Source organism: Shinella kummerowiae, from assembly GCF_009827055.1.
Taxonomy (GTDB): domain Bacteria; phylum Pseudomonadota; class Alphaproteobacteria; order Rhizobiales; family Rhizobiaceae; genus Shinella; species Shinella kummerowiae.
This window is the reverse complement of the sequence record NZ_WUMK01000005.1, coordinates 385081-404494: the sequence shown is the minus strand read 5'-3', so window position 1 is coordinate 404494 and position 19414 is coordinate 385081. Positions and strand designations below refer to the sequence as shown.

Here is a 19414-nt window from a genome sequence, read left to right as displayed (position 1 = left end):
CGTTGTCGCAGCCGCGAAAAATCGTCGTTCTCCTGAAGGGCTATCCGCGCTTGTCGGAAACCTTCATCGCGCAGGAATTGCTCGGTCTTGAACGCGCCGGGCTCGACCTCGTCCTCGTTTCGCTCCGCCGTCCGACCGATCGCAAGCGTCACCCCGTGCATGACGAGATCAAGGCGCCGGTGCATTATCTGCCGGAATACCTGCACGAGGAGCCGATCCGGGTTCTGCGCGGCTTGTTTACAAGTTTTCGCGCGCCCGGTTTTGCCACCGCGTTTAGCCGGTTCCTGAAGGACCTGCGGCGGGATTTCAGCCGCAACCGTTTTCGCCGCTTCGGTCAGGCCGCCGTCCTCGTGCGCGAATGGCCGGAAAGTGCCGATTGGCTGCATGCGCATTTCATCCACACGCCGGCTTCCGTCGCCAGCTATGCGAGCCAGATGCTCGGTATTCCCTGGACGGTCTCCGCCCACGCCAAGGACATCTGGACCTCCGAGGATTGGGAGCTTGCCGGCAAGCTTGCGACCGCCCATTGGGCCGTGACCTGCACGAAGAGCGGCCACGCGCACCTGCAAACCCTCGCCGCGCAGAACCGCAACCGGGTGCATCTCAGCTACCATGGCCTCGACCTCGATCGTTTTCCGCGCTTCGAGCATGCCCGGCCACCGCGCGACGGCTCCGATGCCGCCGCCCCTGTCACCATCATCAGTGTCGGGCGAGCCGTGCCGAAAAAGGGCTATGACGTGCTGCTGCGGGCATTCGCCAAGCTTCCCGCCGAGCTCCACTGGCGTTTCGTCCATGCCGGCGACGGCGGCGAGCGACCGAAGCTGCAAAAGCTTGCGGACGAACTCGGCATTGCGGACAGGACCACCTGGCTCGGTGCCGTCGATCAGAAGGATGTGCTGGAGGCCTATCGCAAGGCCGACATCTTTGCGCTCGCCTGCCGTATCACCGCCGACGGCGACCGGGACGGTCTGCCCAACGTGCTGGTGGAAGCGGCCAGCCAGCGTTTGACCTGCGTCGCCACGGATATTTCCGGCATTCCCGAACTGTTCGAGGATGACGTCAACGGACTGTTGGTGCCCTCCGAAGACGCGGCCGCCCTCGCCGGCGCGCTCGAAAGGGCAATCCGTGACCCAGCCTTGCGGGAGCGGCTCGGCCAGGCGGCGGAAGCCAAGGTGCGCGGCAGCTTCGATCACCACGCCAGCATCTCGCAATTGAAGGGGCTTTTCGAAGCCGGAGCGCGAGAAGCCGCATGACGGTTCCTGCTGCGGCAAACGGCGCCCGGCCGCGCGTCTTCTTCTATGTGCAACACCTGCTCGGCATCGGGCATCTGGCGCGCGCCAGCCGCATCGCGCGGGCGCTCGGGGAAAACGGGTTCGACGTCACGCTCGTGACAGGCGGCATGCCGGTCGACGGATTCCCCGGCCCCGGCATCGACCATGTCGCCCTGCCTGCCATAGCAGTCGGAGACGGTGGTTTTTCGGCGCTCGTCGATGCGAACGGCAACGTCGTCGACGATGCCTTCAAGGCGGATCGGCGCGACAAGCTTCTGGCCTCCTACCATGCGTGCCGGCCGGATGTCGTCATCCTCGAAGCCTTTCCCTTCGGCCGCCGGCAGGTGCGTTTCGAGCTTTTGCCGCTGATCGACGCAATCGAGAAAAGCGAGCGGCGACCGCTGCTTATGACGTCGCTGCGCGACATTCTCCAGGAGCGCGCCAAACCGGGCCGCGACGAGGAGACGATCGACCTCGTGCTTCGCCATTTCGACCATGTCCTCGTGCATGGCGACCCCGGCTTCGTTCGGCTTGAAGATACCTTTCCGCTGGCAAGCCAGATCGCGGATCGCGTCCTCTATACCGGCCTTGTCGGCGCAGCGCCTGCGGATCCGTCGGCCGAACGCTACGACATCGTCGTCTCTGCCGGTGGTGGCGCGGTCGGCGCAGGACTGGTCGAGGCAGCGCTCCAGGCGTCCCATCGCATCCGCAACATTGGGCGCTGGCTGGTCATTGCCGGCCCCAACATGCCGCAAACCGATTTCGAACGCTTCGCCGCGCAGTCGGCTGACAATGTCGAGCTCGCACGCTTCAGGACCGATTTCCGCAGCCTGCTGAGCACGGCCCGGCTGTCGGTATCGCAGGCGGGCTACAATACCGTCTGCGATGTGCTGCAGGCCGGCTGCGCGTCGGTACTCGTGCCCTTCGCGTCGGGTGGCGAGACCGAGCAGACGGCCCGGGCGCAACGGCTGGAACGACTCGGCCAGGCGGTCATCGTGACGGAATCCGCGCTTTCTGCGGAAACGCTGGCCAGCGCAATTTCCGACGCGCTTGCGGCTGAAACAAAGAAAAATGTGCCTGTTTTGCAACTAGATGGCGCCAATCGCACCGCCGAAATCGTGAGGGCCCTACTAAAACAGCGCACGACTTCCTAGTTCTTGCGGTATTGCCCCTGTCTTATAATCTTCACACAGGACAGCGGCCTTTCTCGCGCATAGAAGTCGTCGATGGAAAAAAGTCTCGCCCGGTATATTTGGGATCACACAAGGCCGCAGCAGCTCTGGATCCTGCTGATCGTCGGCTTGTCGATGATTCCCTATTACCTTGCGTTCGACCTGCCCAAGCAGATCGTCAACGGTCCAATCCAGGGAAGCGGGTTCGAAACGCCGGGTGATACCCAGCTCTTCATGCCGATCAGCTTCGACCTGCCGTTCTGGGGACATGTCGAGCTCTATTCCGGCCTGCCGCTGGAGCGCATGCCGTCGCTCCTGGCGCTCAGCCTGATGTTCCTCGTGCTGGTTATCATCAACGGGCTGTTCAAGTATTTCATCAACACCTACAAGGGCCGGCTTGGTGAGCGGCTCCTGCGGCGCATCCGGTATGAACTCGTCGACCGGATCCTCCGGTTCCCGCCCAAATATTTCAAGCACGTCAAGGCCGGCGAAGTCTCCTCGATGATCAAAGACGAGGTGGAACCGCTCGGTGGTTTCACCGCGGACGCCTTCGTGCAGCCCGCCCTTCTCGGCGGTCAGGCATTGACCGCGCTGATCTTCATCTTCATCCAGCATTTCTGGCTGGGCTTCATCGCGTTTGCCATGGCGGCAGTCCAGGTCGGCATCATCCCGCGCATGCGCCGGCGGCTGATCGAGCTCGGCCGCGAGCGGCAGATCACCGCCCGCCAGCTCGCCGGCCGCGTCGCCGAGATCGTCGACGGCATCGACACCATCCACGCCTACGACACCTCGAACTACGAACGCGCCGACATCGCCCAGCGCCTCGGGCGCATCTTCCGCATCCGCTACGACATCTACCAGTGGAAGTTCCTGGTCAAATTCCTGAACAACTTCCTGGCCCAGCTCACGCCTTTCCTTTTCTATTGCATCGGCGGCTATCTTACGATTGTCGGCAAGCTCGATGTCGGCCAGCTCGTGGCGGTCATCAATGCCTACAAGGAACTGCCCGGACCGCTGAAGGAATTGATCGACTGGGAGCTCGTGCGCCAGGACGTGCAGGTGAAATACGAGCAGGTGGTCGAGCAATTCGAATCCGACAGCCTGATCGACCCGGAAATCCAGGCCATCAACGCGGCGAACGAAGCCGTTCTGGACTGCCCGCTCAGCACCACGAACCTGCTGATTGACGACGACATCGGGGGCCGGGTGCTGGAGCACGTGACGGTAAAGATCGCCCCCGGCGAAACGGTCGCCATCATCGGTGCTGCAGCCAGTGGCGGCGACCGGCTTGCCGAGGCACTTGCCCGCGTCACCTGGCCTGCTGGCGGCAAGGTCACGGCCGGGGAGGATGATCTCTTTGCCCTGCCGGAATCCATCACCGGCCGGCGGATTTCCTATGCCTCGCCAGAGGCCTACTTCTTCCACGGCAGCCTCAAGGATAACCTGCTCTACGGCCTCAAGCACGCGCCGATCGAGCCGGCGAAGTACAACGGCTCCGCCGCCGACCAGCGCAAATGGGACGTGACCGAAGCCCGCCGCTCCGGCAACCCGGATTTCGACTTCAACAGCAACTGGATCGATGAGCGCACACTGCACGCCAACGGCAAGGACGGACTGTACGGCGCCATGACGGCGGTGCTGGATGTCGTCGAGCTTTCCGACGACGTGTTGCAGCTTGCGCTTCATTCATCGCTGGGCGACGATCACGATCCCGAACTGGCCGCCCAGATCGTCGAGATGCGCCGTGACCTGCGCGAAGAGCTGAGCCGCCGCGACCTCAACAATCTCGTAGTGCCCTTTGAGGACAACGAGTACAATACCGAGGCGCCGGTCGCCGAAAACCTGTTCTTCGGCATGATGCCCGACCCGAAAGCCTCAACCAAGGCGATCGTCAAGACGGCCTATTTCCGCAACATCATGCGCGAAAGCGGCCTTGGCAAAGCACTCTTCGAGATGGGCAAGGGAATTGCCGAGAGCACGGTGGAGCTCTTCAGCGACCTGCCGCCCGACCATCCGTTCTTCGAGCAGCTCACCTTCATGCGGGCGGACGAGATTCCGACCTATCAACATCTGCTGCAGAAACTGCGGCACAATGCCACACCGAGCGAAGAAGACAGGATTGCGTTCATCCGTCTCAGCTTCTTCTATATCGAGCCACGCCATCGCTTCGGTGTGCTCGACGAAAAGCTGATGCGCAAGATTGTCGAGGTGCGTCACCAGTTCCACGCGAACCTGCCGACGGAACTCCTTGGGTATATTGAACGTTACAATCCGAATGCCTATCTGACATCAGGAACGCTGGTGGACAATATCGTGTTCGGCAAGCTCAATCATCGCTTCAGCGATGCCATTTCGAAGCTCAGGGAGATTGGTGGCGAATTGCTCGCCAATCGACCGGAACTCTACCGGGCGTTGATGGTGCTGGGGCTTGAGTCGAACATTGGCGCCGGCGGGCGGCGAATGAACAACCTGCAACGCCTGAAGCTGGGCCTTGCGCGCGCGCTGATCCGCAGGTCGGACTACTACATCTTCAACCGCGCGTTTTCAGGCGTGGACCACCACCTCCAGGAGCATATCGTGGAGGCGGCACTTGCGTTCCTGGCCAAGAGCGGTGATAATCCTGCTGTAGTCTGGGTTTTATCAAATACCCCGCTTGCAAGACACTTTAAAAGGGTGCTTGCTTTTGATGGCGGAAGTTTGGTGGAAGACGGCACCTACGAGACGATTGTCGAAAGCGGTACGGTATACAAGCAGTTGATAGCATGACTAGTGTGAAGTGATCAGATAGCCGAAATCGAGGCGGTTGACTGTTATGATCTTGAACGACGAAGTACAGATGTTACGACGTGTTCCGCTCTTCTCAGGGATCGATGCGGGCAAGCTGAAATTGCTCGCCTTTGCCTCGAACCGGGTCAGCTACCGCGAAGGCCAGGAACTCTTCCACGAAGGCGATGAAGGCGATGCCGCCTATGTCGTGCTTTCCGGCGTCGTTGACATATACAAGGCCAGCCCCACCGGCGAACAGAAGATCGCCTCCGAAGGCTGCTGTTCTGTCGTCGGCGAAATCGCCATTCTCTGCGGCACGCAGCGCAACGCGACCGTCAAGGCTTCCACTGCCGTCGAAGCCCTTCGCATCAGCAAAGACTGCTTCCTGAAGGTCCTGTCGACCTGCCCCCACAGCATGGCTGAAACCATGCGTGTCGTCGGTCAACGCCTTGCGATGGCCCACTAGGCCTCTTCTGCCGTTTTTCCGACGGGACTTCCGTCATTCTACCGGCCTCGGATGTGTACGCATGCGAGGCTTTCTGCATTTGTGTCCTTCGCCTCAAATCAGCGAAGCACCGTGCAGCGACGCAGAATCATTTGCTGGCAAAATACGGCAGAAACAAGGGAATAAGGCCCTGCTGCCGTTCAACTGGAATCAGGAAATCATCACGGGCCTGTGATGGCCTGTTGCCAACGGCCGGATATCTCGGGTGCCTTGGGCCGCGCCGACGAAATTAATGGAGTGCCGGCAGGTCGCCCAATTGCTTGTACCGTGAACGACTTTCGACGAGATCGCCTGATTCTCCGCTGACGACCGCCTGTTTCGTCCCCACTCCGCGTACCCGCCTCATACTGGGCTTCCATCCGGACAGGAGCCCGACCGTGAGCGAACAGACCGACCTTCTCAAACTCCCCTACATCATGCCCGCGCAGGCGCAGAAGCACGTCACCCACAACGAGGCCCTGAGCATCCTTGATGCAGTGCTCCATATTCGCGTGAACGGCGTCGGCAGCAACACGCCACCCGGCACGCCGGTGGAGGGCGAGCGCCATGTTGTCGGCAGCGCACCAACCGGTGTTTTCGCCGCCCAGACCAACAAGATTGCCGCCTTTCAGGATGGTGTCTGGGTGTTTTTTACGCCGCAACCGGGCTGGCCCCTTTGGGACGCCACCGGTGAGGCCATCTATGTTTTCCACGATGGCAACTGGATCAAGGCAGCGCCGCCGCCGGAGCGGCTCACCCTGCTCGGCATCGACACGGATGCCGATACCGTCAATCGCCTCGCCGTTGCCGCAGCGGCGAGCCTGTTCACCCATGCCGGCGCCGGGCACCAGATCAAGGTCAACAAGGCGGGGGCGGCAAACACGGCCTCCCTGTTGTTCCAGACCAACTGGTCCGGCCGGGCGGAAATGGGCCTCGCAGGCAACGACGATTTCGCCGTAAAGGTCTCCGCCGACGGCAGCACCTGGAAAACCCCGCTCTACCTGAAGGCAGCCGATGGTTTTGTCGGGGTCAACGCGACGGACATCCGCTACCTCCTGACCGTCGGCCAGCCCGGCGCGACGGACAGCCTTCTCAACTACGACAAGACGATCGGCGTGTCCGGTGCGGGTGCCGCCTATTTCCGCGGGCAGGACACGACGAACAATGTCCGCTTCGTGATGGGCACCTTCACGAACAATGTGATGCTGGCGTCGAAGAGCAATCATCCGCTGGTCTTCAAGGTCAATGATACCGTCGAGGCCCTGCGAATGGCCACCACCGGCCAGATCGGCATTGGCATCACGGCCCCGAACGCGTCCGCATTGGTCGACATGACCAGCACGACCCGCGGTTTCCTGCCGCCCCGCATGACGACGACGCAACGCAACACCATCTCCTCGCCGGCGGAGGGGCTGGTCGTCTACAATATGACGCTGCACCAGCTGCAATTCTGGAATGGCACGGCGTGGATGGGCATTGCGGGCGCCTGACATTCTGTGCCGGCGTGCGGGTTCCTGTCCCTACGAGGTAAAGGACTTCAAGATCGGGCAAGGCCCGGTCTTGCCAACCGCGCATTCCGAAACAAGCATCTGGAGCGAAGCCCGGGCGCGCTCGAGTTCATTCATCCGGGCATCCAGCTCGGCAAGGCGCTTGTTTGCCATCTCGCGCACGGCGGCGCGATCCTCGCCGGAATCAAGCGTCAGCAACTGCCGGATTTCCTCCAGCGTGAAGCCGGCCGTCTGCGCCTGGCGGATGAAGCGGAGGCGACTGACATCCGCCTCACCGTAATGACGGAAGCCGTCCAGGCGCTTCGGCGTCGAAAGCAGGCCGCGGCGCTGGTAGAAGCGCACCGTCTCGACACCGACATTGGCCGCAGCGGCAAGTTTTCCGATCGTGAGGTCTTGAGGGTGTTGACTCCGTACCATGGTACGGAACCTATAGTCCTGCCAATGCTTTCACAAGACAGGAGATGTGAGATGTTGGACAGGACCAATCCGGGTGCAGACCGCAAGGCCATCCTCTACCGTATGGTGATGCCGGGCCACACCTGCCCCTACGGCCTCAAGGCGAAAGATCTTCTGCGCCGTTCCGGCTATGCGGTCGATGACCACCACCTGACGACGCGTGAGGAGACCGATGCTTTCAAGGCGAAGCATGCGGTTGCGACCACGCCCCAGGTCTTCATCGACGGTGAGCGCATCGGCGGCTATGACGACCTGCGCCGCTTTCTCGGCAAACCCGTCGCCGACCCGAAGGCGACCACCTATCGGCCGGTCGTCGTGCTCTTCACGCTGACGGCGCTAACGGCCATGGCGGCAAGTTATGCGGTGAGCGGCACGCCCTTCACGCTGAAGGCCGCGGAGTGGTTCATCGCCTTCTCCATGGTCGCGCTTGCCATGCTGAAGCTGCAGAACGTCGAGAGCTTCGCGACCATGTTCCTGAACTATGACCTGCTTGCGAAGCGCTGGGTGCCCTACAGTTACATCTACCCCTATGCCGAGGGTCTTGCCGGGGTGCTGATGGTGGCCGGTGCACTCAACTGGCTGTCGATCCCCACGGCCCTCTTCATCGGCACCATCGGAGCCGTCTCGGTGTTCAAGGCGGTCTATATCGACAAGCGCGAACTGAAATGCGCCTGCGTGGGTGGGTCGAGCAATGTTCCGCTCGGTTTCATTTCGCTGACGGAGAACCTCATGATGATCGCCATGGCGATCTGGATGGCCGCGGCAGCGCTGGGATACACGGCCCCCCACGCGATGTAGCACGAGATAACGCGCGCGGCACCATAATGCCGCGCGCCTCATGCTGTGGTTGCGGATTTCCATCGAGACGCGAAACCCGTTCCACCCGGCACGGCTATTTCTTGACCTTTTTTTCATGCTCGTCGCGTAAGCAAGTCTGGGCGGCTGTGGCTTGCCGGAGAACCGCAATGGGGACAGGGTCCGAGTAGGTCGCGATGCCGAGCGTACGTTCATTTGAGGTCGGGGATGTCGACGCGGTCGCGGATCTCTTCCAGCGACTTCTGCGCAAAAGCGCGCAGCCGGCGGGCGACGACCTGAAAACCTACCTGCGCGCGCTGTTCTTGGACCTTACCGATCGCGACCCTGACATACGCTCGCGCGTCCACGTGCGCGATGACGGCAGCGTTTCCGGTTTTATCGGCGTTTTGCCGGTGCAGATGGAATTCGAGGGGCGCCCGGTGCGGGCTGCGAACTGCGGCACCTTCGCCTGCGACGACCGCGAGAGCGATCCCTTTGCCGGTGCGCGCCTGCTGCGCGACGTGCTGTCCGGGCCGCAGGATTTTTCCTTTACCGAAACGTCGAACGATGTTTCGACCGACATGTGGCGCAGCATGCGCGCCACCGTGCTTGGTCCCTACAGTCTCGAATGGCTGCGCGTGCTGCGACCGGCCGCCTTCGCGCTGGAGGCTGCGGCTGGACGGATGTCCGCTCTCAGGCTGTTTACGCCAGTGGTCAAAGCGGCCGACGCGCTGATCGCGCGGCGCGGGGGAAAATCATCGTGGATCTCCTATACACCGCTTGCCGGCAAGGCGGATGCGTTCGCGGACGTTGCGGTGGACGACGAGGAATTTGCTACCCTCAGCCAGAGCTTCCTGGCACAGTACCCCCTCCACCCTGCCTGGGATAACGCGACACTGGTAGCGATGCTGCAGCACGCCAAGCGCAAGGCCCTGCATGGCGAGCGCGTCCAGCACGCCGTCAAATCTCGGACCGGCAAAGCGATCGGCCTCTATCTCTACTATGGCAATCCCGGTGGCATCGGCCGGACGGTACAGATCCTCGCTGCGCCCGGACAGGAATCAGTCGTTATCGACTGCCTGCTGCGCAATGCCCGTGAGCGCGGCCTCGTGGCGATGCGCGGTCGCACGCAGCCGATCCTGCTTAACGCCATGATCGGCAAGAAATGCACCTTCCTGCACGCGTCCTCGACCGTAGTGCATTCGCGAAACCCTGATCTCCTCGCCGCCATGACGAACGGGCACGCCTTCCTCAACGGCCTTGCCGGCGAAGGCTGGACCCGCCTCATCGGCGACCGGTTCGGATAGGTCCATCATGTGCGGCATAGCGGGTTACCATGGAGGAAACATCGCGCCGGACCGGGCGGCTGAATACCTCCGTCTTATGGTCGCGGCGCTGCGGCATCGCGGCCCAGATGGCGAAGGCATCCTGATCCGCGACGATGCCGGCCTTGCCCATACCCGCCTCTCCATCGTCGGGCTTGCCGACGGCGCCCAGCCGATGACGACGACGGACGATGCGCTCGCCGTCTCCTTCAACGGCGAAATCTTCAACTATGTCGAACTGCGCGACGACCTGAAGAGTCGTGGCCATCGGTTCCACACGGCCTCGGATACGGAAGTGCTGCTCGCCGCCTACGAGCGGAAGGGCCTCGACTGCCTTGAGGATTTCAACGGCGATTTCGCCTTCGCGCTCCACGATGCGCGACACCGCACGCTTGTGCTTGCCCGCGACCGGATGGGGGTGCGTCCGCTCTTCTACACGGAGCACGAGGGTGCGCTCTTCTTCGCCTCGGAGATTAGGGCGCTGCTGGCCTTGCCCGGCATCGCGGCCGAAATTGATCCGCTGGCGCTCGACCAGATTTTTACGCTCTGGTGCCCGATCCCGCCGCGTACGGCCTTCCGCGGCATCCACGAGCTTCCGCCCGGCCATGTGATGACCTTGTGCGGCGACCGGCGGACGATCCGCCCGTGGTGGCAACTCTCCTTCCCCGATCGTGGCGACGCGCCGGCATCCGCCCCGCCGGAGGCGCAGGCAGAAGAACTGCGCGCGCTCCTCACGGACGCCACCCGCATCCGCCTGCGCGCCGACGTTCCCGTTGGCGCCTATCTCTCCGGTGGGCTCGACTCCTCGCTGATCTCGGCGCTCGCGGCCCGCACCGTCACCCGGGGGCTCAGGACCTTTTCGCTGACGTTCCATAGCGCGGAGCATGATGAAAGCGCGTGGCAACGCCAAATGGCGGCGACGCTCGGCGCTGCTTCCGACAGCGTCGAATGCTCTACCGAGGCAATCGTGACGCGTTTGCCGGAGGTGATGCGCCACATCGAGCGGCCAATCCTGCGCACGGCCCCCGTGCCGCTTCACGTGCTTGCCGGGCGCGTGCGCGAGCATGGCATGAAGGTCGTGCTGACCGGCGAGGGCGCAGACGAGATTTTCGCCGGCTATGACCTGTTCCGCGAGGCGCGGGTGCGGCGCTTCTGCGCCCGGCAACCGGACTCCGCCCGGCGCCCCCGCCTCTTCCAGCGGCTTTACCCCTATCTTCCCGGCCTCAAGCAACAGTCGCCGGACTATCTCGCGCGCTTCTTTTCCTTCGGATCCGAGACGTTGGACGATCCGCTCTACTCGCACCGCCCGCGCTTCCGCTCGACGTCGGCCGCTAAGCTCTTCTTCTCCGTCGATCTCAAGCAGGAGATCGGCGACTACGATGCGGCCGCGGATCTTGCTGCGCAGCTGCCGGCCGATTTTGGCCGCTGGCATCCCCTGCACCAGGCGCAATATCTCGAAACGGCCTTCCTGCTGCCCGGCTATATCCTGTCCAGCCAGGGTGACCGGGTGATGATGGCGAATGCGGTGGAGGGGCGGTTCCCCTTCCTCGATCATCGCGTCGTCGGCTTTGCCGCCAGCGTCTCCCCGGAGACCAAACTGCTTGGCCTGAAGGAAAAACACATCCTCAAGCAAGCGGCCCGCGGTCTCGTACCCACTGAGATCATCGACCGCCCGAAACAGCCCTATCGCGCGCCCGACAGCGAGAGTTTTGCCGCCCCCCACGCGCCGGCCTATCTGGACACCGTGCTGTCGCCGGCGCGGCTGGCGCAAAGCGGGTTGTTCAACGTTCCGGCGGTGGGCAAGCTCAAGGAAAAGGTCCTCAAGGGACACGTCACCGGATTTCGCGACAATGCGGCCTTCATCGGCGTGCTGTCGACCGAACTGCTGCGCGGTCTGGATACTGCGCAATCATCGCAAATCGCACCGAGGATCGGGATAAACCAAGAATGACCGACGAAACCAGAACCGCCATCCGCGCCTTCGTGGTGGAGAATTTCCTGTTCGGAGACGACAGCCATCCGCTGCCGGCCGACCTGTCGCTGATCGACAACGACCTCATCGACTCGACAGGAATCCTCGAGCTTGTCAGCTTCCTCGAAGAGCGGTTTGCCATCCAGGTGGCTGATGCCGACATCGTACCGGCCAACCTCGATACGATCGACCGGATTGCCGGTTTCATCAGCCGCAAGCAGGCGACCTGACGGCGGAAACGACCATGCGGATCGAGCGGTATCTTCAGGACAGCGCAGCCCGTGATGGCGCCAGGACGGCGATCGTTGCGGGAGAGACGCGGCTGAGCTACGCCCGTTTTCTCGATCTTTCCGCCCGCATGGCATCGACACTCCGCGTAAACGGCATCTGCCCCGGCGACCGCGTGCTCATCCTGCTCGACAATGGCTGGCAGGCGGCCGTCACGATCTTCGCGACATGGATCGCCGGCGCCGTGATCTGCCCGGTCAATCCGTCCAGCAAGAATGCCCGCCTCGCGCAAATCGCACAGGACTGCCGTCCTGCCATGGTGGTCGCCGAGGCGCGGCTTGCCCACCTTGTTCAAAACACCGCGGAACTGGCAGACATACCGCGCCTCGTAACAGGCGATGCGGGCAGTTTTGATGCGGCAATCGAAGCGGAGCCGCTTGTCTCCGAGGCGCTGCCGGGTACGGACCTTGCCGCGCTGATATACACGTCGGGATCGACGGGCGAGCCCAAGGGCGTGATGCTTGCGCACGAGAACATGGACGCGGCGGCGCGCTCGATCACCACCTATCTCGAAAACACCGCCTCGGACATCATTCTCGTCGTGCTTCCGCTGTCCTTCGGCTACGGGCTCAGCCAACTGGTGACCGCGATGCTGGTGGGTGCGACACTTGTCATCGAAAAATCGTTCGCCTTCCCGCAAGTCATCTTCGAGAAAATCCGCGACGAGCAGGTGACGGGGTTTCCGCTGGTCCCGACCATGGCCGCCATGATGCTGCAGGCTCGTGATCTCGATGCCGCGTATTTTGCCAGCCTGCGCTACATGACAAGCGCTGCCGCACCACTTCCGCTCGCCCATGTCGACGGCTTGCGCGCCTTCCTGCCGCAGGCCCGCCTCTACATCATGTACGGCCAGACCGAATGCACCCGCGCCACCTGGTTGCCACCAAGTGTGACCGACCTCCGGCGCGGCTCCGTCGGCATCGCCATTCCGGGAACATATGCCGAAGTGATCGACGAAGCCGGCGAGCCGCTGCCTGCCGGGGCGGTTGGCGAACTCGTCATCAGCGGGCCGCATGTTATGCGTGGCTATTGGCAAAACGAGGCTGCGACGCGCCAGGCACTGCGGCCTGCTCCCCATTCCGGCGCCCTGCGGCTGCACACGGGTGATCTCTTCACGGCAGATGCGGAAGGGTATTTCACTTTCGTTGCCCGGATGGACGACATCATCAAGTCGCGCGGCGAGAAGGTCGCGCCGAAGGCCGTGGAGGACGTGCTCTGCCGCATGCCGGGCATCGCGGAAGCGCTCGTCGTCGGCGTGCCGGATGATGTGCTCGGACAGGTCGTGAAGGCGGTCGTCGTCGCCACCGACGCGGCGCTGACCGAGCGGGATGTCATGCGCTTCTGTGCCAAGAACCTCGAAGACCACATGGTACCGAAACTCGTGGAGTTCCGGGACGCCCTGCCCAAGACCGATTCCGGCAAGGCCAGCCGCCGCCTTGCCGCCGAACCCGCCAACACCACAGGATCCATCGCATGACCATGCCGAAGTCCCACACGCCCGCCTTCGCCCCGCTCGTGCTCGATGCTGCCGCGGAAGTGGACCGGATCACCCGCTGGATGCGCGAGGAATTGCGCAGCGGCCTGCGCAAGCGCGGCCTGGTGCTCGGCATTTCTGGCGGCATCGATTCCAGCCTTTGCGCGGCGCTCGCCGTACGGGCGCTCGGCGCGAAAAACGTCTTCGCTCTTTTCATGCCGGAGAATGATTCCGACCCGGAAAGCCTGCGTCTAGGGCGCAGCGTCGCGGAAACCTTCGGCATCGAGAGCGTCGTCGAGGATATCGGTCCGTCGCTTGCCGCCATGGGCTGCTATGAGCGCCGCGACGCCTTCATCCGCGAGGCTGTGCCGGAGTTCGGCCCGGGCTGGGGCTCCAAAATCGTCTTCGACAACCCGATGACAACAGGTGGATACAACATTTCCTCGCTCGTGGTGCGTGCACCGGACGGCGAGATGCGCAAGGTGCGGCTGTCGGCGAGCGCCTATCTCGGCATCGTCGCTGCGACGAACATGAAGCAGCGCACCCGAAAGCAGCTCGAATACTACCATGCCGACCGGTTGAACTTCGCCGTCATCGGCACCCCGAACCTGTTGGAATACGACCAGGGCTTCTTCGTGAAGAACGGCGACGGTGCCGCCGACATCAAGCCGATCGCCCATCTCTACAAGTCGCAGGTCTATCAACTGGCCGCCCATCTCGGCGTGCCGGCCGAAATCCTTTCCCGCCCGCCGACCACCGATACCTATTCGCTGCCGCAGACGCAGGAGGAATTCTATTTCGCCCTGCCCTACGACAAGATGGATGCCTGCCTCTATGGGCTTGAGCATGCTCTCCCGGCGGCAGAGGTTGCGGCGGCAACCGGGCTCAAGGAGGGTGACGTTGACCTGGTCTGGGCCGATATCGCCGCCAAGCGCAAGGTCGCCCGCTACCTGCATTGCCCGCCGCTCGTGATGGCGAACGCGTCCTAGTCAGCCGAGAAGGCAAGCCGTTTCACGGCTTGCGGAAAAGCTCCATGAGGTCCACGGAATCCGTGGACTTCGTCCCCAGTTCGAGATGGTCCTGGATGTGCCGCAGGTGCAGCGTCATCATCCAGGCGGCCTTCTCCGCATCGCGCGTATGAAAGGCCCCGACGATCGCCGCGTGGTCATCGTCGCGACAGTTGCTGACACCCGCGCCGAATAGGCCGATGATCAGCGACGTGCGCGTCACCAGTTCCTTCATCGTGCGAATGAGGATGGCGTTGCCGGCGACCTGCGCGAGCAGGGTGTGGAACTGCCCGGAAAGGCGGATCGCATCGTGCCTGCGGCGTTCCTTGTGCGCCACATATTCCATTTCCAGGTGACGGGTCAGCGCCGTTATGTCCTCGGCAGAGGCGCGCTGGACGGCTAGGCGGGCGATGTTCGGTTCCAACGCCAGGCGGGCTTCGAAAACCTCGCGGGCCTGTTCGGGCGTGGGCGACGCGACAAACGCACCACGATTGGCGTGCAACTCAACAACTTCCCGGCTGGCGAGCAGCAGCAGGCTGCGACGGATGCGCATGCGCCCGACCCCGAAAGCGTCGCACAGCGCCGACTCGGAAAGTTTCGTGCCCGGCGGCAATCTCTGTTCGATCACGGCATCGAAAATGCGCTCGACGATATCGCTTTCATCGACCTCGTCCGCCTCCACGACGTTGCCTCTGCTCAAATCAACCACCGCATCTCCTCGACATGCGCATTCTATTGCACCGTCTTCTAAATATGTCTGATTTGGTTGACCAACAAGCGCAGATTTCGTCGACGAAAATTACGATGCCTTGTTTACGACCACTTGACAAGATTGTTAACAATACGCTCAATACTCTGGCCAAGGCCGAACGTGCCGCCCTCGCGACCCGCTCGCCCATAGAAAATAGATCAATGGCCCAGAGGAAGAACAACATGCACAAGCGCACATTCCTGAAAATTTCCGCCCTCGCCGCAGCCACCATGCTGTCCATGCCGCTGATGGCGTACGCGCAGAACGCGACGCTGAAGGTTGGCTTCGTCGGCGTGACCTCCGGCCCGGCCGCATCCTGGGGCGTCTCGAACCAGCGCTCGATGGAAACGCGCGCAGCTTGGCTGAACGAGCTCGGCGGCGTCAAGATCGGCGACAAGACCTACAATATCGAGATCGTGCCCTTCGACGACCAGAAAGACCCGAAGCGCGCCATCGCCGGCATGGAAAAAATGGCGCAGGACGGCGTGCACTACGTCGTCGGCCCGAACGTTGATGACGGTGCCGCAGCCGTGCGCCCGGTCGCCGAGCAGAACGGCATCATGTATTTCCCCTATGCCTTCCCGAAGGAACTCTTCACGGCGCCGGCATCGAACGCGATCCTCGGCATGGTGGCGAACTACCAGTCCGGCCCGGCGATCTACAAGTTCCTCAAGGAAAACAAGGGCGTGAAGAAGGTCGCTTTCGTTGCCGCCAACGAATCCGACCCGCTCAGCCAGCGTGAATCCGGCATTGCCGCAGCCCAGGCGCTCGAGCTGGAAGTCGTCTCCGGCAACGTGACCTACCAGGTCGACACGACCGACTTCACGCCGGTCTTGCTGCCCGTCATCCAGGCGTCGCCGGATCTGCTGGTGCTCTCCGGCGTCTCGCCGGCCAATGCGCCGCAGCTCATCCGCTCGGCACGCGAACTCGGTTATACCGGCCTCATCTCGACGGAAACCGGCCAGGATGCGAGCGTCCTTCTGGAAGGTGCGGGCGAACTCGCGGACGGCTTCATCTCCGTCGGCGGCGCCTCCACGCCGGAACTTGCCAGCGACACGATGACGGAATTCGTCGACCGCTACACAAAGATGTTCGGCGAATATAACGACGAGTCGAACACCAAGGTCTATGCGCTCGAATACATCCTCGAAACGCTGAAGGCGAACCCCGCCGCCATCGACAATGTCGATGAATTCAAGAAGACGATGGATACGTTCGAGGCCGCCAACCCCTTCATGAAGGGCGACGCCAAGCTGAAATATGTCGGCATGACCTCCTTCGGCCAGAAGCGGCAGGTCTCCGTTCCGCTGGTGGTGAACGAGTACAAGGGCGGCAAGTTCGAGACGCTGTTCGTCGGCACCGTCGACTGATCCGAGCTTAGGCACCTGGACGCAATTCCAGGAAAAGTGTGAAGCGGTTTTCCTCCGGAATTGCGCAACCACTTAGGAAACGGGACCCGGACCGCGTTTGCAGCTCCGGCCGGGTTCCTCTTTGCCTGAACCTTCCATTGGAGGCTCACGATGGAACAGATAATCGCCAACGGTCTCTACCTCGGCGCGCAATATGCGTTGATCGCCCTCGGGCTGACGCTGATCTTCTCGCTGATGAACGTTCTGAACTTCGCCCACGGGCAGATGTATGTCTTCGGCGGCTTCGTCACTTACACGGTCGTCGTCCAGCTCGGCCTACCCTTCATCGTCGGCCTCTTCGCCTCGGCGGTGGTCCTTGCGATCATGGGTGCGGCCATCGAAAAATTCCTCTTCGCGCCGGTCGTGCGCCGGTCGAAACGGGATGAATCGACCATGCTGCTTGCGGCGGGCGTCGCCTTCTTCCTCGATGCCGTCATCCTGCTGTTCTTCGGTGAAAAGCAGCGCGGCGTGCCGAAGATCGTCAACGGCGTGCTCAACCTCGATATGCGCATCATCATGCCCTACGACCGCATCCTGATCGGCGTCCTCGCCATCCTGCTGATCGTCGCCTTCATCGCCTTCATGAACTATTCCCGGACCGGCCGCGCCATGCGAGCGCTGGCCCAGGACAAGATGGCCGCCCAGTTGATGGGCGTGAACGTCTCCCGCTACTCGATGATCGGTTTTGCGCTCGGCGCGATGCTGGCCGGCCTCGTCGGCGGGTTGCTCGTCACCATCACCGGCGTCAATCTCGGCATGGGTGGCCCGACCTCGGTCAAGGCCTTCCTGATGATCATGATCGGCGGCGCTGGCGTGATTTCGGGCGCGATTGCCGGTGGTTTCATCCTCGGCATGATGGAGAGCGTCGGTCTCACCGTGCTCTCGGCCTATGGCGACATCACCTATCTCGTCATCTTCGCCTCGTTGATGGTGTTCCTGGCCGTCCGCCCGCAGGGGCTGATGGGCAAGCCGTGGGGTTGAGATCATGAACACGAAAAAACTTCTCGGCTTTGCCGCTTTCCTGATTGCCGTCTTCGTGCTTGTTCCGCTGTTCATCAGCGCCACCGGACGCTGGGACTTCTTCTACACCCTCACCTCGGTCGCACTGCTCTCCGTGGGCGCTGCCGGTGTCTGGCTCACCTTCTACATCGGCCGCATCAATATCGGCCAGGGCGCCTATGCGTTGGTCGGCGGCTACGTCTCGACGATCCTCGTCACCCAGGTCGGCATGTCGTTCTGGCTGACGCTGCCGCTGGCAGGTCTGTTCTGTGCCTTCGTCTCGGCCCTGATCGGCTTTCCGATCCTTCGTCTCCGCGGCGTCTATTTCGCCATGGTGACACTGGTATTGACCGAGGTGGCGCGCCTTACCGCCCTCGCCTTGCCGATCACCAACGGGGCGAAAGGCATCACCTCCATCCCGCTGCCGGGTGAATTGTCGATCTTCGGCCTGACGATCATCCCGGCCTTCGGATCGCTTTCCAATCCGCGCTTCGGCTTCTACATCATGGCCGTACTGCTGATGGTGATCACCTACCTGGTGCTCTGGCGCATCGTGAACTCGCGGCTCGGGCATCTCTGCCGCAGCCTCCAGCAGAACGAGGAACTGTCGGCATCGATCGGCGTCAACACCGCCTATCTGCGGCTGCTCGCCTATGCGATCTCCTCGTTCTTCGGCGGCATTGCGGGCGCCATGTTCGCCTCCATCGCGCAGTCGATCTACCCGTCCTCCTTCGTGGTCGCGGATAGCGTGAACTTCATGCTCTACTGCTTCCTCGGCGGCCTCGGTTACGTCTTCGGCCCGATGCTCGGCACGTTCCTGCTCTATTTCGGCTGGGACCTGCTGTCGATCGCCAAGGAATATCAGCTCCTCATCTACTCCGGCGTCATGATCCTGCTCATGCTGGTCCTGCCGAACGGTGTCCTGAGCCTTCTCGACAAGAAGGAGGGCAGCAAATGAGCCCCATCCTGCAGATCAAGAACATCACCAAGCGTTACGGCGGCCTCACCGCGGTCAACGATGTCTCCTTCGACGTGAATGCCGGCGAAATCCTATCGGTGATCGGCCCGAACGGCGCCGGCAAGTCGACGCTGTTCAGGCTGATCTCCTCCTTCGTGCCGGCCACGAGCGGGGAAGTGCTGTTCAACGGCGAGCGTATTTCCAGCCTCGCGCCGCACAAGGTGGCGCGCATGGGTGTCGTGCGCACCTTCCAGGAAACGACGATCTTCCGCTCCATGACGGTGCGCGAAAACATCATCGTTTCCCATCACCTGCGCTCCAAGGCGAGTCTCTTCGGCTTCTTCCTTGGCTCGAAGCAGGCCAAGGAAGACGAGGCGGCATTCGCGGCCTCCGCCGATGACATCGTCGATTTCCTCGGGCTTCAGGCGATCCGCAACGAACTTGCCTCCAACCTGCCACAGGGACATCTGCGTGCACTGGGCATGGCCATCGGCCTTGCCACCGATCCCAAGGTCATCCTGCTCGACGAACCCTTTGCCGGCATGAACCACGACGAGACGATGAAGATGGTGGGCCTCGTCCGCCGGCTTCGCGACGAGCGTGGCGTCACCGTGCTGCTCGTGGAACACGACATGCCTGCGGTGATGAAGATCAGCGACCGCATCGTGTGCATCAATTTCGGCCAGAAGCTGGCCGAGGGCACACCCCAGGAAATCCGCGAGAACGAGAAGGTGATCGAAGCCTATCTCGGTTCCGAAGATGCTGCGATCGGGATGTAA

At 62.4% G+C, this 19414-nt stretch carries 17 protein-coding genes; 15 read left to right on the top strand and 2 right to left on the bottom strand.

Features of this window, described 5'->3' with window-relative positions; genetic code table 11:
- Nucleotides 1–2 precede the first annotated feature (2 nt).
- The 5 genes from GR138_RS15525 (at nt 3) to GR138_RS15505 (ending at nt 7183) form a co-directional block, all read left to right on the top strand.
- Complete coding sequence (locus tag GR138_RS15525) at nt 3–1253, top strand: glycosyltransferase family 4 protein (RefSeq protein WP_160860147.1); 1251 nt, start codon at nt 3–5, stop codon at nt 1251–1253.
- A complete protein-coding gene (locus tag GR138_RS15520; RefSeq protein WP_160860146.1) occupies nt 1250–2425 on the top strand; it encodes a glycosyltransferase family protein in 1176 nt (391 codons plus the stop codon). The genes GR138_RS15525 and GR138_RS15520 overlap by 4 nt, the downstream gene beginning before the upstream one ends.
- Nucleotides 2426–2497: 72 nt before the next feature.
- On the top strand, nt 2498–5209 hold the full coding sequence (locus GR138_RS15515) for an ABC transporter ATP-binding protein (protein WP_160860145.1): 2712 nt from the start codon (nt 2498–2500) through the stop codon (nt 5207–5209).
- A 46-nt stretch (nt 5210–5255) separates the two neighbouring features.
- Nucleotides 5256–5675, top strand: coding sequence for a cyclic nucleotide-binding domain-containing protein (locus tag GR138_RS15510; protein ID WP_160860144.1), 420 nt, complete (start codon nt 5256–5258; stop codon nt 5673–5675).
- Between the two features lie 416 nt (nt 5676–6091).
- Nucleotides 6092–7183, top strand: a complete 1092-nt coding sequence (locus GR138_RS15505) for a DUF2793 domain-containing protein (protein ID WP_160860143.1) — start codon at nt 6092–6094, stop codon at nt 7181–7183.
- Between the two features lie 30 nt (nt 7184–7213).
- Here GR138_RS15505 and GR138_RS15500 read toward each other — a convergent pair whose 3' ends face one another.
- A complete protein-coding gene (locus GR138_RS15500) occupies nt 7214–7618 on the bottom strand; it encodes a MerR family transcriptional regulator (RefSeq protein WP_160860142.1) in 405 nt (134 codons plus the stop codon).
- Nucleotides 7619–7669: 51 nt separating this feature from the next.
- Between GR138_RS15500 and GR138_RS15495 the strand changes: the two genes are divergently transcribed.
- The 6 genes from GR138_RS15495 (at nt 7670) to nadE (ending at nt 14500) form a co-directional block, all read left to right on the top strand.
- On the top strand, nt 7670–8455 hold the full coding sequence (locus GR138_RS15495) for a MauE/DoxX family redox-associated membrane protein (RefSeq protein ID WP_160860141.1): 786 nt from the start codon (nt 7670–7672) through the stop codon (nt 8453–8455).
- A gap of 194 nt (nt 8456–8649) precedes the next feature.
- Nucleotides 8650–9759: a hypothetical protein gene (locus tag GR138_RS15490; protein ID WP_160860140.1), complete on the top strand. Its 1110-nt coding sequence runs from the start codon at nt 8650–8652 to the stop codon at nt 9757–9759.
- A gap of 7 nt (nt 9760–9766) precedes the next feature.
- Nucleotides 9767–11728, top strand: a complete 1962-nt coding sequence (gene asnB / locus GR138_RS15485) for an asparagine synthase (glutamine-hydrolyzing) (protein WP_160860139.1) — start codon at nt 9767–9769, stop codon at nt 11726–11728.
- Nucleotides 11725–11979, top strand: a complete 255-nt coding sequence (locus tag GR138_RS15480; protein WP_160860138.1) for an acyl carrier protein — start codon at nt 11725–11727, stop codon at nt 11977–11979. The genes asnB and GR138_RS15480 overlap by 4 nt, the downstream gene beginning before the upstream one ends.
- A gap of 14 nt (nt 11980–11993) precedes the next feature.
- Nucleotides 11994–13514, top strand: a complete 1521-nt coding sequence (locus tag GR138_RS15475) for a class I adenylate-forming enzyme family protein (protein ID WP_160860137.1) — start codon at nt 11994–11996, stop codon at nt 13512–13514.
- Between the two features lie 2 nt (nt 13515–13516).
- Nucleotides 13517–14500: an NAD(+) synthase gene (nadE, locus tag GR138_RS15470; protein WP_420853656.1), complete on the top strand. Its 984-nt coding sequence runs from the start codon at nt 13517–13519 to the stop codon at nt 14498–14500.
- Nucleotides 14501–14522: 22 nt separating this feature from the next.
- Here the strand turns inward: nadE and GR138_RS15465 are convergent, their stop codons facing one another.
- Nucleotides 14523–15227 (bottom strand): FCD domain-containing protein, encoded by a 705-nt coding sequence (locus GR138_RS15465; RefSeq protein ID WP_160860135.1) that lies wholly within the window; start codon nt 15225–15227, stop codon nt 14523–14525.
- A gap of 224 nt (nt 15228–15451) precedes the next feature.
- Between GR138_RS15465 and GR138_RS15460 the strand changes: the two genes are divergently transcribed.
- From GR138_RS15460 to GR138_RS15445, 4 genes are all read left to right on the top strand, one after another.
- Entirely contained in the window at nt 15452–16639 is a 1188-nt protein-coding gene (locus GR138_RS15460) for an ABC transporter substrate-binding protein (RefSeq protein ID WP_160860134.1), read from the top strand.
- Nucleotides 16640–16789: 150 nt separating this feature from the next.
- A complete protein-coding gene (locus tag GR138_RS15455; protein ID WP_160860133.1) occupies nt 16790–17659 on the top strand; it encodes a branched-chain amino acid ABC transporter permease in 870 nt (289 codons plus the stop codon).
- Nucleotides 17660–17663: 4 nt separating this feature from the next.
- Nucleotides 17664–18635, top strand: a complete 972-nt coding sequence (locus tag GR138_RS15450; protein ID WP_160860132.1) for a branched-chain amino acid ABC transporter permease — start codon at nt 17664–17666, stop codon at nt 18633–18635.
- On the top strand, nt 18632–19414 hold the full coding sequence (locus tag GR138_RS15445) for an ABC transporter ATP-binding protein (protein WP_160860131.1): 783 nt from the start codon (nt 18632–18634) through the stop codon (nt 19412–19414). Before GR138_RS15450 ends, GR138_RS15445 begins: the two co-directional genes overlap by 4 nt.

What these genes read in the sequence shown, in the direction of transcription:
- GR138_RS15450 (WP_160860132.1), top strand. Translation starts at nt 17,664, where the DNA reads ATGAACACGAAAAAACTTCTCGGCTTTGCCGCTTTCCTGATTGCCGTC.
- GR138_RS15475 (WP_160860137.1), top strand. Translation starts at nt 11,994, where the DNA reads ATGCGGATCGAGCGGTATCTTCAGGACAGCGCAGCCCGTGATGGCGCC.
- GR138_RS15495 (WP_160860141.1), top strand. Translation starts at nt 7,670, where the DNA reads ATGTTGGACAGGACCAATCCGGGTGCAGACCGCAAGGCCATCCTCTAC.
- GR138_RS15480 (WP_160860138.1), top strand. Translation starts at nt 11,725, where the DNA reads ATGACCGACGAAACCAGAACCGCCATCCGCGCCTTCGTGGTGGAGAAT.
- nadE (WP_420853656.1), top strand. Translation starts at nt 13,517, where the DNA reads ATGCCGAAGTCCCACACGCCCGCCTTCGCCCCGCTCGTGCTCGATGCT.
- GR138_RS15510 (WP_160860144.1), top strand. Translation starts at nt 5,256, where the DNA reads ATGATCTTGAACGACGAAGTACAGATGTTACGACGTGTTCCGCTCTTC.
- GR138_RS15520 (WP_160860146.1), top strand. Translation starts at nt 1,250, where the DNA reads ATGACGGTTCCTGCTGCGGCAAACGGCGCCCGGCCGCGCGTCTTCTTC.
- GR138_RS15515 (WP_160860145.1), top strand. Translation starts at nt 2,498, where the DNA reads ATGGAAAAAAGTCTCGCCCGGTATATTTGGGATCACACAAGGCCGCAG.
- GR138_RS15445 (WP_160860131.1), top strand. Translation starts at nt 18,632, where the DNA reads ATGAGCCCCATCCTGCAGATCAAGAACATCACCAAGCGTTACGGCGGC.
- GR138_RS15490 (WP_160860140.1), top strand. Translation starts at nt 8,650, where the DNA reads ATGCCGAGCGTACGTTCATTTGAGGTCGGGGATGTCGACGCGGTCGCG.
- asnB (WP_160860139.1), top strand. Translation starts at nt 9,767, where the DNA reads ATGTGCGGCATAGCGGGTTACCATGGAGGAAACATCGCGCCGGACCGG.
- GR138_RS15500 (WP_160860142.1), bottom strand. Translation starts at nt 7,618, where the DNA reads ATGGTACGGAGTCAACACCCTCAAGACCTCACGATCGGAAAACTTGCC.
- GR138_RS15460 (WP_160860134.1), top strand. Translation starts at nt 15,452, where the DNA reads ATGCACAAGCGCACATTCCTGAAAATTTCCGCCCTCGCCGCAGCCACC.
- GR138_RS15455 (WP_160860133.1), top strand. Translation starts at nt 16,790, where the DNA reads ATGGAACAGATAATCGCCAACGGTCTCTACCTCGGCGCGCAATATGCG.